The 14743-nt window shown below is 71.7% G+C and carries 16 protein-coding genes; 13 read left to right on the forward strand and 3 right to left on the reverse strand.

The window, feature by feature from the left end; all coding sequences use genetic code 11:
* Nucleotides 1-10 precede the first annotated feature (10 nt).
* Genes ACK99Q_RS11795 through nusB form a run of 13 tightly spaced genes read left to right on the forward strand, consistent with a single transcriptional unit; the run spans nt 11 to nt 11413 of the window.
* A complete protein-coding gene (locus ACK99Q_RS11795; RefSeq protein WP_410186322.1) occupies nt 11-487 on the forward strand; it encodes a hypothetical protein in 477 nt (158 codons plus the stop codon).
* Entirely contained in the window at nt 484-753 is a 270-nt protein-coding gene (locus ACK99Q_RS11800) for a DUF6167 family protein (RefSeq protein ID WP_410186323.1), read from the forward strand. Before ACK99Q_RS11795 ends, ACK99Q_RS11800 begins: the two co-directional genes overlap by 4 nt.
* Complete coding sequence (gene alaS / locus ACK99Q_RS11805; RefSeq protein ID WP_410186324.1) at nt 753-3410, forward strand: alanine--tRNA ligase; 2658 nt, start codon at nt 753-755, stop codon at nt 3408-3410. Before ACK99Q_RS11800 ends, alaS begins: the two co-directional genes overlap by 1 nt.
* 10 nt (nt 3411-3420) lie before the next feature.
* On the forward strand, nt 3421-3897 hold the full coding sequence (gene ruvX / locus ACK99Q_RS11810) for a Holliday junction resolvase RuvX (protein WP_410186325.1): 477 nt from the start codon (nt 3421-3423) through the stop codon (nt 3895-3897).
* Nucleotides 3894-5030, forward strand: coding sequence for an endolytic transglycosylase MltG (gene mltG / locus ACK99Q_RS11815; protein ID WP_410186326.1), 1137 nt, complete (start codon nt 3894-3896; stop codon nt 5028-5030). The genes ruvX and mltG overlap by 4 nt, the downstream gene beginning before the upstream one ends.
* A gap of 1 nt (nt 5031) precedes the next feature.
* Entirely contained in the window at nt 5032-5835 is an 804-nt protein-coding gene (locus ACK99Q_RS11820; protein ID WP_410186327.1) for a shikimate dehydrogenase, read from the forward strand.
* 10 nt (nt 5836-5845) lie between these two features.
* Entirely contained in the window at nt 5846-6514 is a 669-nt protein-coding gene (locus ACK99Q_RS11825; protein WP_410186328.1) for a prepilin peptidase, read from the forward strand.
* A 12-nt stretch (nt 6515-6526) separates the two neighbouring features.
* Complete coding sequence (gene aroC / locus ACK99Q_RS11830; RefSeq protein ID WP_410186329.1) at nt 6527-7705, forward strand: chorismate synthase; 1179 nt, start codon at nt 6527-6529, stop codon at nt 7703-7705.
* Nucleotides 7702-8214, forward strand: coding sequence for a shikimate kinase (locus ACK99Q_RS11835; protein ID WP_410186330.1), 513 nt, complete (start codon nt 7702-7704; stop codon nt 8212-8214). Before aroC ends, ACK99Q_RS11835 begins: the two co-directional genes overlap by 4 nt.
* On the forward strand, nt 8211-9293 hold the full coding sequence (gene aroB, locus ACK99Q_RS11840) for a 3-dehydroquinate synthase (protein WP_410186331.1): 1083 nt from the start codon (nt 8211-8213) through the stop codon (nt 9291-9293). Before ACK99Q_RS11835 ends, aroB begins: the two co-directional genes overlap by 4 nt.
* Complete coding sequence (locus ACK99Q_RS11845) at nt 9286-10359, forward strand: M24 family metallopeptidase (protein ID WP_410186332.1); 1074 nt, start codon at nt 9286-9288, stop codon at nt 10357-10359. Before aroB ends, ACK99Q_RS11845 begins: the two co-directional genes overlap by 8 nt.
* Entirely contained in the window at nt 10359-10922 is a 564-nt protein-coding gene (gene efp, locus ACK99Q_RS11850) for an elongation factor P (protein ID WP_179424267.1), read from the forward strand. The genes ACK99Q_RS11845 and efp overlap by 1 nt, the downstream gene beginning before the upstream one ends.
* The gene (nusB, locus tag ACK99Q_RS11855) at nt 10922-11413 is read left to right on the forward strand and encodes a transcription antitermination factor NusB (protein WP_410186333.1); all 492 of its coding nucleotides are present in this window, start codon (nt 10922-10924) and stop codon (nt 11411-11413) included. Before efp ends, nusB begins: the two co-directional genes overlap by 1 nt.
* Here nusB and efeB read toward each other — a convergent pair.
* The 3 genes from efeB to efeU are packed head-to-tail and all read right to left on the reverse strand — an operon-like array spanning nt 11345 to nt 14645.
* Nucleotides 11345-12583 carry an iron uptake transporter deferrochelatase/peroxidase subunit gene (gene efeB / locus ACK99Q_RS11860; RefSeq protein WP_410186334.1) on the reverse strand — a complete coding sequence of 413 codons (1239 nt, stop codon included), beginning with the start codon at nt 12581-12583 and terminating at the stop codon, nt 11345-11347. The genes nusB and efeB overlap by 69 nt on opposite strands.
* Nucleotides 12580-13791 (reverse strand): iron uptake system protein EfeO, encoded by a 1212-nt coding sequence (gene efeO / locus ACK99Q_RS11865; protein WP_410186335.1) that lies wholly within the window; start codon nt 13789-13791, stop codon nt 12580-12582. Before efeO ends, efeB begins: the two co-directional genes overlap by 4 nt.
* Nucleotides 13788-14645: an iron uptake transporter permease EfeU gene (gene efeU, locus ACK99Q_RS11870; RefSeq protein WP_410186336.1), complete on the reverse strand. Its 858-nt coding sequence runs from the start codon at nt 14643-14645 to the stop codon at nt 13788-13790. The genes efeO and efeU overlap by 4 nt, the downstream gene beginning before the upstream one ends.
* Between the last annotated feature and the right edge of the window lie 98 nt (nt 14646-14743).

Consider the following 14743-nt stretch of genomic DNA (forward strand, 5'->3'; position numbering starts at 1 on the left):
CCTCGTTCCCATGTCCGTGCAGCTCGCGATGCTCGTCGCCACCGCCGTCCTGGCGGTCGTCGCGGTGGCCGCGGCCGTCGTCGCGGTGCGCGCGCTGCGCCAGGCGAAGGCGCTCGGTGATCGAGAGCCGGCGAGCGTGAGCGAGCCGGTGAGCGCGGTGCTCGAGCCGGTCGTGATGACCGAGCCCGAGCCCGAGCGCGAGCCGGAGCTCGAGGTCGTGCGCGTCGTCGAGGGCCGCGTGATCGTGCAGCCCACCCACGAGCAGGTCGTGGCGGCGTCGATGACGCGCCCCGCGGTCCGGCTCAACATCGTCGCGGCGGGCGTCGCGCACGCGCTGCGCCCCGAGAGCCGTGACCGGATCCTCGGCCTGATGCGCCGCGAGTACCGCGCTCGGAAGCGAGCTCGTCAGCGGGCCGCCCGTGCGGCGGCCCGCGCCACCAACGGACCGCCCCCGCCGGCCGGCGGCCGAGGCTGGGTGGGCTCATGAGCGCCCGCCTCGTCTGGTTCGTCGCCGGCGCCGCGGCGGGCGTCTACTCCAGCGTCAAGGCCAAGCGTGCGGCCTACCGGCTGTCCATGCCCGGCCTGATCGACCAGGCGGCCGCGCTCGGCTCCGGCGTCCGTGCCTTCCGCGCCGAGATGGCCGAGGGCATGACCGCCCAGGAGCAGCACCTGCGCCAGCACCTGCTCGACCACGAACCCCGGCTCGCCCTGACCGAGCCCACCGAACCCTCCGAACCTAAGGACCCCCACTGATGGAGACCGCTGAGATCCGGCGCCGATTCCTGAACCACTTCGAGAACGCCGGCCACACGGTCGTGCCCTCGGCGCCGCTGCTGTTCGACGACCCGAACCTGCTGTTCGTCAACGCCGGCATGGTGCCGTTCAAGCCGTACTTCCTCGGCCAGGAGACGCCTCCGTTCGACCGCGCCACGAGCGTCCAGAAGTGCGTGCGCACCCTCGACATCGAGGAGGTCGGCAAGACCACCCGGCACGGCACGTTCTTCCAGATGAACGGCAACTTCAGCTTCGGCGACTACTTCAAGGAAGGCGCCATCACGCTCGCGTGGGAGCTGATCACGAAGTCGGTCGACGACGGCGGCCTGGGCTTCGACCCGGAGAAGATCTGGGTCACGGTCCTGCACACCGACACCGAGGCGCGTGAGATCTGGAAGAAGGTCGCGGGCCTGCCCGACGAGCGCATCCAGAACCGCGGGCTGCTCGACAACTACTGGCACATGGGCGTCGAGGGTCCGGGCGGCCCCTGCTCGGAGATCTACGTCGACCGCGGCCCCGAGTACGGCCCCGACGGCGGCCCCGAGGCCGACGAGGACCGCTTCCTGGAGATCTGGAACCTGGTCTTCATGCAGGAGGAGATCACCAACGTCACCGCGAAGGACCAGTTCGACGTCGTCCAGCCGCTGCCGAAGCAGAACATCGACACCGGCATGGGGCTGGAGCGCGTCGCGTACCTGCTGCAGGGCAAGGAGAACCTCTACGAGATCGACGAGGTCTTCCCGGTCATCGAGCGCGCCTCCGAGCTCACCGGCCGCACGTACGGCGCCGACCACACCGACGACGTGCGCTTCCGCGTGGTCGCCGACCACGTCCGCAGCAGCCTCATGCTGATCGGCGACGGCGTCACCCCGGGCAACGAGAGCCGTGGCTACGTGCTGCGCCGGCTCCTGCGCCGCGCGGTGCGCTCGATGCGCCTGCTCGGCTACGAGGACCCCGCGCTGCCCCAGCTGCTCCCGGTGAGCATGGAGCGGATGAAGGCCTCCTACCCCGAGCTGGAGACCGACTTCGCGCGCATCAGCCAGATCGCGTACGCCGAGGAGGAGGCGTTCCGCCAGACCCTCGGCAAGGGCACGCAGATCTTCGAAGTCGCCGCGGGCGAGACGAAGAAGTCGGGCGGCAGCGTGCTCAGCGGCAGCCAGGCGTTCCAGCTGCACGACACCTACGGCTTCCCGATCGACCTGACCCTGGAGATGGCCGAGGAGCAGGGCCTCTCGGTCGACCAGGAGGGCTTCCGCTCGCTCATGGCCGAGCAGAAGGCGCGCGCCAAGGCGGACGCGAAGTCCAAGAAGGGCCTCCACGCCGACACCACGGTCTACCGCGAGACGATCGACGCGTTCGGGCCGACCGACTGGGTCGCGTACACGAACCTCATCACCGAGTCGAAGGTGCTGGCGCTGCTGTCCGGCGGCCAGTCGGTGCCCGTGCTGTCCGAGGGCCAGGTCGGCGAGGTCGTGCTCGACCGCACCGGCTTCTACGCCGAGTCCGGCGGTCAGAACGCCGACGCCGGCGTGCTGCGCTGGGACGGCGGCCGCGCCGAGGTGCTCGACGTCCAGCGCCCGATCCGCGGCCTCGTCGTGCACCAGGTCCGCGTGGTCGAGGGCGAGCTGACCACGGGCTTCGAGCTGTCGGCCGAGGTCGACCACGAGTGGCGCGTCGGCGCCCGCCAGGCGCACTCGGGCACGCACGTCGTGCACGCGGCCCTGCGCGAGGTGCTCGGCCCCACGGCCCTGCAGTCCGGCTCGTACAACCGTCCGGGCTACCTGCGCCTCGACTTCGGCTGGGGCAGCGCGCTCGATCCCGAGCAGTTCCACCAGGTCGAGCAGGTGTCCAACCGGGCGCTGCGCGAGGACCTGCAGGTCTCGCAGCACTGGATGACGCTGCCCGAGGCGAAGGAGTTCGGCGCGCTCGCGCTCTTCGGCGAGACGTACGGCGAGGAGGTCCGCGTCATCGAGATCGGCGGCCCCTGGTCGCGCGAGCTCTGCGGCGGCACGCACGTCGAGCGCTCCAGCCAGATCGGCACGGTCGTGCTGACGTCGGACACCTCGGTGGGCGCGGGCAACCGCCGCATCGAGGCGCTCACCGGCCTCGAGGGCTTCCAGTACCTCGCCCGCGAGCGCGATCTCGTGCTCCAGCTGACCGACGTGCTCAAGGCCAAGCCGGAGGACCTGCCGAGCCGTGTGCAGGACCTCGTCTCGCGCCTCAAGGGCACCGAGAAGGAGCTCGAGAAGATCCGCACCGCGCAGCTCCAGGGCGCGGCGGGCGACGTGGCCAAGGCCGCCGAGGACGTCGACGGCGTCGCGTTCGTCGGCCACCGCGCCGAGGGCGTCGGCGGCGGCGACGTGCGCCAGCTCGCGCTCGACATCCGCGGCCGCATCACCGACCGTCCGGCGGTCGTCGTCGTGATCGGCACGGCCGGCGACAAGCCGTCCGCCGTCGTGGCGCTCAACCCCGCGGCGATCGACCGGGGCCTGTCGGCGCAGCAGCTCATCGCGACCGTGGGCGAGCGCATCGGCGGCCGCGGTGGCGGCAAGGCCGACGTCGCCCAGGGCGGCGGCACCGACCTCGGCGGGATCGACGCCGCGTTCGCCGCCGTCCGGGACGCCCTGCAGCGATGATCGGGCGCGGATGACCTGGCGCCGGGGCCGCCGGCTCGGCGTCGACGTCGGTGACGCCCGGATCGGGGTCGCGTCGTGCGACCCCGACGGGCTGATCGCCACGCCGGTCGAGACGGTGCCGGCCGGTCCGGCCGCGATCGGCCGCCTCGTCGCCCTCGCCGACGAGTACGAGGCGCTCGAGATCGTCGTCGGCCTGCCCCTCGGCCTGTCGGGTCGCGAGGGGCCCGCCGCGGTCAAGGTGCGGGCGTTCGCGACGGCACTCGTCGCCGCGCTTCCGGGGGTTTCGGTACGGTTGATCGATGAACGACTCTCGACGGTGGCGGGCCAGGCCCAGCTGCACGCGAGTGGACGCACGACGAAATCGTCACGATCGGTCATCGACCAGGCAGCAGCCGTGGTGATTCTGCAGTCGGCCATCGACGCCGAGAAGATGCGCGGAACCGCGCCCGGCGAGCTGGTCGTGACGACGGAAGGAAATGACGCATGAGCGAGAGTGACGGCGGTCTGGAGATCCTGACCGGCGACGAGGAGCCGAGACGCGCGCGTCCCGGCTCGCGTCGCAGGGAGGAGCCCCCGAAGAAGAAGTCGGGGATCAAGAACGTGATCGCCCTGCTCGCGGTCATCGCCATCCTCATCGGCGGCTACGTGGTCGTCACCAACGTCATGGACCGCATGGGCGGCGCCGAGGACTACACCGGACAGGGCACCGGCACGGCCGAGGTCACGATCCCGTCCGGCGCCAACGGCGTCCAGATCGCCCGACTCCTCGCCGACGCGGATGTCGTGAAGTCGTCCGAGGCGTTCTACCAGCTCAGCCTCACCGACGCGCGGGCCCAGAAGATCCAGCCGGGCACGTACACGCTACGTCAGCAGATGTCGGCCGAGGCCGCCCTGACCGCGCTCGTCGACCCTTCGGCCCGAGTCCAGGCCAAGTTCACCGTGCCCGAGGGCGCCCGCGTGGGCCAGATCGTCGAGATCATCTCGAAGAACACCGAGCTGGAGGCCAAGGACCTCGAGGCGGCGCTGGACGACCCGTCGACGATCGGCCTGCCCGACTACGCGAACGGCAACCCCGAGGGCTACCTGTACCCCGAGACGTACTTCGTCGAGCCGGGCGACGACGCGAAGGCCGTGCTGACGCGCATGGTCCAGCAGACGCTCAAGGTCGCGAAGGACCTCGACATCGGCTCGCGCGCGCCCGCGCTCGGGCTCAACGGCGAGCAGGTCCTGACCGTCGCCAGCATCCTGGAGTACGAGGGCCAGAAGCCCGAGGACTACGCCAAGATCGCGCGCGTGCTCTACAACCGCATCGACCAGGGCATGCCGCTCCAGCTCGACTCCACCGTCTCGTACGTCAGCGAGCGCAAGGGCGACGTCTGGACCACGGCCGAGGAGCGCGCCAACCCGTCGCTCTACAACACGTACCAGCACACCGGCCTGCCCCCGGGCCCGATCGGCTCGCCCGGCCAGGCCTCGATCGAGGCGGCGCTGAACCCGGCGGACGGCGACTGGCTGTACTTCTTCGCGAAGAAGGACGGCTCGGTCGTCTACAACCAGGACTTCGGGAAGCACAACTCCGACTGCCAGGCCGAGTACGGCGCCGGTTCGTGCGGCGGCTGACATGAGGTGTGCCGTCCTCGGCTCGCCGATCGCGCACTCGCTCTCGCCGGCGATGCACCGGGCGGCGTACCGGGTGCTCGGCCTCGACTGGAGCTACGGCGCGTTCGACGTGCAGGAGGGCGAGCTCACCGAGTTCGTCTCCGAGCACCGCGACGGCTGGCGGGGCTACTCCGTCACGGCGCCGCTCAAGCGTGAGGCCGCGGCGCTGGCGGCCCGGCGCGACGCCGTCGTCGAGGCGCTCGGCGTGGCGAACACCCTCGTGGCGATCGAGGGCGGCTGGGCCGCGTCCAACACCGACGTCCCGGGCGCGGCCAATGCCCTGCGCGAGGTCGGCGTCGAGTCGCTCACGTCTGTGCGCATCGTCGGCGCCGGCGCCACGGCCGCCTCGGTCGCGCTCTCGTGCTCCCGGCTGGGTGCGCGCGAGGTCGAGCTGCGGGTCCGCGACACCGCCCGCGCCGCCGCCACGGCGAGCGTGATCGAGTCCCTGGGGCTCGCGGTGTCCGTCGTGCCGCTGCACGTCGACGTGCTGGAGTCGGTCGACCTGCTGGTGTCCACGGTGCCCGGCGACGCCCTCGTGGGACGCGAGCACGCCTTCGTCGGCTCGGCGTCGGCCGTGTTCGACGTCGTGTACGACCCGTGGCCCACCGGTCTCATGCGCTCGGCCCAGTCCGAGGGCCTCCCGCTGGCCACCGGACTCGACCTGCTGGCGCACCAGGCGGTGCTCCAGGTCGACCTCATGACCGGCCGCACGGTCGAGCCGGGCGTCCTGGTGACAGCGGCCATGGAGGCGCTCGCCAGCCGTTAGGGTGCACCTCGTGCCCCTTCCCGTCGCCTCGGTCGTCGCGATCCTGCTGGCCGGACTGCTGGCCGCGCTCTCGCCCCGGATGCTGGCCCGGCTGCCCGAGCCGACGGCGGAGCCGGAGCCGGACATGCCGCCGAAGATCCCGTACGCCGAGCTGGGCGGCGTGCGCCGGCTCGGTCTGTGGCTCGCACTGCCCGCGATGGCACTGGCCGGCGTCGCCGCCGCCACGATCAGCGAGCCCGCGCTGCTGCCGGTGTGGGTGCCGATCGCCGCCGCCACGCCCGTGCTGGCGTGGGTGGACTGGAAGGTCCACCTGCTGCCGTACCTCATCGTCGCGCCGCTGTACGTCGTCACGTGGGTCCTGACCGGGGTCGGGGCGCTGCTGATGCGGGACGCGTCGGTGCTGCTGGGGGCGCTGATCGGCAACGTGCTGGTGTTCGGCTTCTACTTCGTCCTCGCCCTCATCGGGCCGATGGGCTACGGCGACGTCCGGCTCTCCGCGGTGGTGGGGGTGGCCCTCGGCCCGTTGGGGCTCGTGGCCACGTACTACGGCGTGTTCTTCGGTCTGTGCATCGGCGCCGTCGTCGGGCTGGTGCTCGTCCGGGGACGCCTCGGGCGGAACATCCCGATCGCGTTCGGTCCATACCTGCTGCTCGGTGCGTTCGCCGCGGTCTGGGTCTGAGAGAATCGCCCCATGCTTCGTTGGTTGACCGCCGGTGAGTCACACGGCCCCGCACTCGTCGCGACCCTCGACGGCCTCCCGGCCGGTGTGGAGGTCACGAGCAAGGAGATCCAGGCGGCCCTCGCGCGCCGCCGCCTCGGCTACGGCCGCGGCGCCCGGATGGCCTTCGAGGCCGACGAGCTCGAGATCATCGGCGGCATCCGCCACGGACGCACGCTCGGCAGCCCGATCGCGATGCGCATCGGCAACAGCGAGTGGCCCAAGTGGGAGCAGGTCATGGCGGCCGACCCGGTCGACCCCGAGACCCTCGCCGGCCTCAAGCGCAACGCCCCGCTGACGCGCCCGCGCCCCGGGCACGCCGACCTCGCGGGCATGCAGAAGTTCGACTTCGACGAGGCCCGCCCGATCCTCGAGCGCGCGAGCGCCCGCGAGACCGCGGCCCGCGTCGCGCTCGGCGAGATCGCGGCGCAGTTCATCGCGCAGACCACCGGCGCCCGCATCGTGAGCCACGTCGTCGAGCTGGGCACCGTGAAGGCGCCTGCCGGCGTGCTGCCGAGTCACGCCGACGTCGAGCGCCTCGACGCCGATCCGCTGCGCTGCTTCGACCCCGCCACGTCCGAGCTGATGGTGGCCGAGGTCGACGCCGCCCACAAGGACGGCGACACCCTCGGCGGCGTCGTCGAGGTCATCGTCGAGGGCCTGCCGCCGGGTCTCGGATCGCACACCCAGTGGGACCGCCGTCTCGACAGCCGCCTCGCGGCCGCGCTCATGGGCATCCAGGCCATCAAGGGCGTCGAGCTCGGCGACGGCTTCGAGCTGGCGCGCACCCGCGGCTCGCTGGCCCACGACGAGATCGTGCCGACCTCCGAGGGGATCCGTCGCGTCTCCGGTCGCGCCGGCGGCACCGAGGGCGGCATGACCACCGGTGAGCTGCTGCGCGTCCGCGCCGCGATGAAGCCCATCGCCACCGTCCCGCGCGCGCTGCGCACCGTCGACGTCCAGACCGGCGAGGAGACGCGGGCCCACCACCAGCGCTCCGACGTGTGCGCGGTCCCGGCCGCCGGCATCGTCGCCGAGGCCATGGTCGCGCTCGTCGTCGCCGATGCGCTGCTGGAGAAGTTCGGCGGCGACTCCGTCGGCGAGACCAGCCGCAACGTGCGCTCCTACCTCGACAACCTGAGCCACCGGTGACCGGCACCCGCCCGGTCGTCGTGGTCGTCGGCCCGCCCGGAGCCGGGAAGACCACGGTTGCCGGACTGCTGGCCGAGCGGCTGGGCGTCGAGGTCCGCGACACCGACCAGGACGTCGAGGCCGCCGAGGGCGAGACCGTGCAGGACATCTTCGTCGGCCGCGGCGAGCCCGTCTTCCGCCGGCTGGAGGCCGCCGCGGTGGCCGAGGCGCTGCGCACGCACGACGGCGTCCTGGCGCTGGGCGGGGGAGCGGTCATGGACGACGGCACCCGCGCGCTGCTCGCGGACCACGTCGTCGCCCACCTCGACGTGGGACTGGCGCAGGCCGCCGCCCGCGTGGGCATGAACTCCGGCCGCCCGCTGCTGCTGGGCAACATCCGCGGCCAGCTCAAGGCGCTCATGGACTCGCGTCGCCCGCTCTACAACGAGGTCGCCACCTTCACCGTCGACACGAACGACCTCTCGCCCGACCAGGTCGTCGACCGCGTCCTCGCGGAGCTGGGCCGATGACCCGCCGCGTCGCCGTCGAGACCGCCCAGCCCTACGAGGTCGTCGTCGGGCATCACGTCATGGCCGAGCTCGAGACGCTCGTGCCCGAGGACGCGCTGCGCGTCGCGATCGTCCACGCCGGTCCGGTCACCGGCGTCGCCGAGGGCCTCGCCCAGCACCTGCCCGGCCGCGAGGTGCTGCTGATCGAGGCGCCCGACGGCGAGCAGGCCAAGACCGTCGAGTTCCTGGCGCACTGCTGGGACCAGCTGGGCCTGCGCGGCTTCACCCGCTCCGACCTCGTGATCGGCGTCGGGGGAGGGGCCACCACCGACCTCGCCGGCTTCGTCGCGGCCAGCTGGCTGCGCGGCGTCCGCTTCGTCACGGTCCCCACCACCGTGCTCGGCATGGTCGACGCCGCCGTCGGCGGCAAGACCGGCATCAACGTCACGGCCGGCAAGAACCTCGTCGGCGCGTTCCACGAGCCCATCGGCGTCCTGTGCGACCTCGCCACGCTGGCCGAGCTGCCCGAGCGCGAGCTGCGCGGCGGACTGGCCGAGGTCGTGAAGTGCGGCTTCATCGCCGACCCGTCGATCCTCGCGGACGTCGAGGCCTCGCCCGAGCGGGCGCTCGACCCCACCGACGACCTCCTCGCCGACCTCGTCACCCGCGGCATCGCCGTGAAGGCGCGCACCGTCGCCGCCGACCTGCACGAGCGCGGCGCCGACGGCTCGATCGGCCGCGAGGCGCTCAACTACGGCCACACGCTCGGCCATGCGATCGAGCGGCACGAGCGGTACACGCTGCGCCACGGCGAGGCGATCAGCGTCGGCATGATCTTCGTGGCCGAGCTCGCGCACCGCAGCGGCCTGATCGACGACGCGCTGCTGGCCCGCCACCGTGACACGCTGGGTCTCGTGGGCCTGCCGACCAGCTACGGCGGAGCGACGTTCGAGGAGCTCCTCGCCGGCATGCGGCTCGACAAGAAGACGCGTGGCGACCAGCTGCGGTTCGTCGTGCTCGACGGCCTCGCGAGCCCGCGCATCCTCGCCGGTCCCGACGAGGCCGTGCTCCGCGCCAGCTGGGAGGCCGTCCGTGGCTGACCCGAGCCGGCTCGAGCGCCTCCGCGGCCTGCTGGCCGAGGGCGGCCATGCCGCGATGTACGTCTCCGACCTGGTCAACCTGCGCTACCTGACCGGCTTCACGGGGTCGAACGGCGCCGCGCTGGTGCCCGCCGAGGGCGAGCCGCTGTTCCTCACCGACGGGCGCTACCGCGACCAGGCCGCGGCCGAGCTCGACGCGGCCGGACTGGGCGAGGTCGAGATCGTCATCACCCGCGACCTGATCGGCGTCGCCGCAGCTCGCGCGCCGGCCGACCTCGTCGCCGAGACGCACCTGCTCGACGTCGACTCGTGGCAGCGTCTCGACCGTCCCGAGGCCTCCGGCCGGCTCGTCGAGCGGCTGCGCGAGGTCAAGGACGAGACCGAGGTCGCCGCGCTGCGTCGCGCCTGCGAGATCTCGTGCGAGGCGCTGGAGGCCCTGCTGGTCGGTCCGCTCGTCGGCCGCACCGAGCGCGAGGTCGCCCGCGACCTCGAGTGGCGCATGCTCGAGCTCGGCGCCGAGGACAAGGCGTTCGACACGATCCTGGCCTCGGGTGAGCACACCGCGATCCCGCACCACTCGCCGACCGACCGCGAGCTGCGCGCCGGCGACCTGCTCAAGATCGACTTCGGCGCCCGCTTCGACGGCTACCACGCCGACTGCACCCGCACGGTCGTGCTGGGCCCCGCCGCCGACTGGCAGCGCGAGATCCACGCAGCCGTCCGCGAGTCCCAGGCGGCCGGCCTCGACCGGCTGCGACCGGACGTCCCGGTGGCCGACGCGAACACCGCGGCGCGCGCCTCGCTGGAGGCCTCGGGCTGGATCGACGCCTTCACGACCGGGCTGGGCCACGGCGTGGGGCTGCAGATCCACGAGGACCCGTTCATCGGCTCCGCGCACCCCGGTAGACTGGTCAGCCGCACCGTCCTGACGATGGAGCCGGGGATCTACCTTCCGGGCCGTGGGGGCGTGCGCATCGAGGACACCGTCCTCGTCACCGACCCCGACCACGGCGGTGAGCCCGACGTGCTCACCGACCTCACCAAGGAACTCCTGGAGATCGACTGATGGCAACCACGAACGACCTCAAGAACGGCATGGTCCTCAAGATCGACGGAAAGCTGTTGGCCGTCACCGAGTTCCAGCACGTCAAGCCGGGCAAGGGCCCCGCCTTCGTCCGCACCAAGCTCAAGGACGTCGAGTCCGGCAAGACCCTCGACAAGACCTTCAACGCCGGCACCAAGGTCGAGACGGCCACGGTCGACAAGCGCGACATGCAGTACCTGTACAACGACGGCACGAACTACGTGTTCATGGACATCTCCACGTACGACCAGATCGAGGTCACGCCCGAGTCGATGGGCACCACGGTCGACTACCTGCTGGAGAACCAGAACGCCGTCGTCGCCACCAACGAGGGCCGCGTGCTCTACGTCGAGCTGCCCGCCTCGGTCGAGCTCGTCATCGAGCACACCGACCCGGGCCTGCAGGGCGACCGCTCCAGCGGCGGCACCAAGCCCGCCCGCCTGGAGACCGGCAAGGAGATCCAGGTGCCGCTGTTCATCGACTCCGGCGAGAAGGTCAAGGTCGACACGCGCGACGGCAGCTACCTCGGTCGTGTGAAGGCCTGATGGCTGCACGCACCAAGTACCGCAAGCGGGCCCTGGACATCCTCTTCGAGTCCGAGTCCCGCGGGCTGTCGGCCGACGGCACGCTGGCCGACCGCCTCGAGGTCAACGACCCGCCGGTGAACCCGTACACCGTCGGGCTCGTCGAGGGCGTCGCCGCGCATGCCGCGCAGATCGACGCCCTCCTCGAGGAGCACTCGCACGCGTGGTCGCTCGACCGGATGCCGGCCGTCGACCGCAACCTGCTGCGGATCGGCGTCTTCGAGATCCTCTGGGCCGAGGACGTGCCCGATCCCGTGGCGATCAGCGAGGCCGTCGAGCTGGCCCGCGAGCTGTCCACGGACGAGTCGCCGAAGTTCATCAACGGCCTCCTGTCGAAGGTCGCCGAGGTGAAGCCCCAGGCGCTGCGCGAGGCCGAGCAGGCCTCAGCCGAAGAGCCCGTCGCCGACGGAGCCGCCGGGCCTGACGCCGCGGGGGATCGCGAAGACGGCTGAGCCGATGTGGCGGATGTACTCGTTGAGTGCATCCGCCGCGAGCGACCGCTGGATGTCGATGAACTGCTGCGGCGAGCGTCCGTAGGCCAGGAAGAACAGGCCCGCGTTGAGCTGGCCGAGGTCGTTGTTGCCCTCGACGTAGTTGTAGCCGCGCCGCAGCAGTCGCGCCCCGCCGTTCTGGTCGGGGTGGGCCAGGCGCAGGTGCGCGGTCATCGGGATCGCCGGTCCGCCGGCCTGCGTGGAGACGACGTCGAAGTCGGCCTCGGTGAACTCGCTGCCGCCCGACAGCGGGGCGCCCTCGCCCTTGTCGCGGCCGATGATCGCCTCCTGCTCCTCCAGCCGCACGCGGTCCCACGACTCGATGAGCATCGCGATCTTGCGGGCGACGAGGAAGGAGCCGCCGGCCATCCACGGCTGGTCGTTGCCGTCGGACCACACCCACCGCTCGAGGTCGGCGGTGTCGGTGCCGAACACGTTCGCGGTGCCGTCCTTGAAGCCGAAGAGGTTGCGCGGGGTGGCCTGGGCCTTCGTCGTGGTGGACGTGCGTCCGTAGCCCAGCTGGGTCCAGCGCACCTGCGCCCGGCCGAACGCGATCCGCGAGAGGTTGCGGATCGCGTGCACGGCGACCTGCGGGTCCTCGGCACACGCCTGGATGCACAGGTCGCCGCCGCTGAAGCGGTCCTCCAGCAGGTCGAACGCGAACGACGGCAGCTCGACGAGCTCGCGCGGGCGCCGGTCGGCGAGGCCGAACCGGTCGTCGAAGAGACTGGGGCCGAAGCCGAACGTCACGGTCAGCGCGTGGGCCGACAGGCCGAGCGCTTCACCCGTGTCGTCCGGCGGCTTGGCGGGGCCACCACCGGTGGCGCCCTCGGGGGTGACCTCTTCGCCCCGCGTCATTCGCGCGGCCGCGTCGGTCCAGTCGGCCAGCAACGACCTCACGTCGTCGCGGTCGGCCGTGGACGTGAGGTCGAACGACGCGAAGTACAGGTGCTGCTGCACGGGGGTTGTGATCCCGGCCTGGTGCGGTCCGTGGAACGGCACCACGCGGTCCTCGGTGGACGGTGCGTCGTCGCGGATGGCTCCGGCGGCGAACCCGCCCGTGACGCCCACGGCGCCCGCGGCGCCGATCAGCCCGAGGGCCGACCGGCGCGACAGCCGCGACCCGGTCATGACGAGGAGACCCCGAGGACGGTGTGCGTGAGCTGCGACAGCGGCTCGCTCAGGGCATTGAGCTGGGCGCCGAGCTCGTTGCGCTGCGGCTGCTCCACGGTGTCGTAGGAGACGAAGCCCTGGTCGTAGTCGCCGTGCGTCTCCAGCAGGGCGAACATCGAGCCGAACTGCTCGTCGAGGTCGCTCACGAGCTGGGCGCCGTCGTCGCCCTTGCTCTCGGCGATGTCGCGCACGGAGGTGTAGGCCACCTTGGCGCCCTCGACGTTGGCGTAGAAGTCGTAGAGGTCGGTGTGGCTGAACTCGTCCTCCTCGCCGGGGAGCTTGCCGTCGGGCGCGGCGACCTCGTCGAGCAGACCGATGGCGCCGTTCGTGATGTCGCCGATCGAGAGCACGAAGTCGTCGGAGTGGACCTTGTCGTACAGCGCGTGGATGTCGGTGACGAGCTGCTCACCGAGCTTCGTCCGCGCGGCCTCGTCGAGCGGAGCGATCTTCTCGTCGGGGTAGTTCGTGCGGGCCTCGTCGAGCCACAGGTCCATCTCGATGCGGTGGAAGCCGGTGAACGGCAGGCCCTCGGCCTCGGCGCCGGGCTTGCGGTAGTCGATCTTCGGGTCGAGGTCGCCGAACTGCTCGGCCGTGGGCTCGATCCGCTCGTAGTTGATGCGTGTGATGGGGAAGAGCTCGCGCGCCTTCGCGTCGTCGCCGGAGGTGTAGGCGGCCACGAACTGCTCGACATTGCCGACGAGCTCGCCGACCTGGTCCTTCGTGTACGCGGTGTAGGAGTCGACGGCCGCGTCGATGGCCTCCTGCTCGTCCTCGTCGACCGCGACGTCGTCGCCGGTGACCGTGAAGGCGGCGTTGCCTACGCCGTCGCCGACCATGCCGGGCTTGCACTCGGTGAAGTAGTCGCCGGGCTGCGCCTGCACCGTGAGGTTGCGCGAGGTGCCGGGAGCGATGTTCTCGACCTCGCCGATGATCCGCAGCTTGTCGCTGTCGAGCAGGTAGAACTCGGTGATCTTGTCGCCGTCGTTCGTCACGTCGAACGTGATGGTGCCGCTGGCGGCCTTCGCCGCCGAGACCTCGCAGCCGTCGGCGGTGCTGGAGACCTCGATCGCGGCGTCGCCGGACTCGGAGTTCTTGACGCAGGCGCTCAGGCCGAGCGTCGCGGTGAGCGCGACGGCGAGCACGGTGGAGCGGGAGCGACGGTTCATGCACGGGTTCCTTCGTTCGAGGCGGCGCGGGCCGCACGGCGGGGTCGGCCGACGACCCGCGCGTACGCGGTGCCGACGACGACGAGGTAGATCGCCCAGACGGCGATCTCGAGCTGGGTCATGTCGGGGGAGAACCCGACCGTGCCCTTGAGCAGGGCAGCGGGCAGACCCGTGGGGTCGATGGTGTCGCTGAGCTGGAACGCCCAGCCGGTGGTGCCCGTCCACGGACCGGGCAGGACGCCGGCCTCCTGGAGGTCGTGGACGCCGTAGGCGAGGATGCCGGCGGCGACGACGATCAGCAGCGCGCCGGTCCACGTGAAGAACGTCCCGAGGTTGATGCGCACGATGCCGCGGTAGATCAGCCAGCCGATCGCCACGGCGGCCAGCAGGCCGAGGACGGCACCCACCCAGGCCAGGGGAGCGTCGCCGCTGGACCGCACCGCGCTCCACAGGAACAGCGCGGTCTCGAGGCCCTCGCGGGCGACGGCGACGAAGCCGATCGCGACCAGGCCCCACCCGGGACCGTCGAGGCGTGCGTCGACCTGGTGCTCGAGCTCGCTCTTGAGGCCGCGGGCCGTGCGGGCCATCCAGAAGATCATCCACGTGACCAGCCCGACGGCGAGGATCGACAGGGTGCCGCCGATGATCTCCTGCGCCTCGAAGCTCAGCCCGTACGTCCCGAAGGTGAGGAGGGCGCCGAGGCCGAGCGACAGCGCGAGCGCGATCGCCACTCCGGCCCAGATGCGGGGCACGACGTCGTCGCGCCCGATCTTGCGCACGTAGGCGATGAGGATGCCGACGACGAGCGAGGCCTCGAGGCCCTCGCGCAGGCCGATCAGGAACGTTCCGAGCATCAGTCACCTTCGGTGTCAGGGCGGGTCGGGGTTAGGCCAGCCTCAGCAAAGGTACTCCCGTCCGGGCTCGCCTCCGATGCACCCCGGGTGTAGCAAGC

It is taken from the genome of Aeromicrobium sp. MLTX1 (assembly GCF_046452335.1).
Classification (GTDB): domain Bacteria; phylum Actinomycetota; class Actinomycetes; order Propionibacteriales; family Nocardioidaceae; genus Aeromicrobium.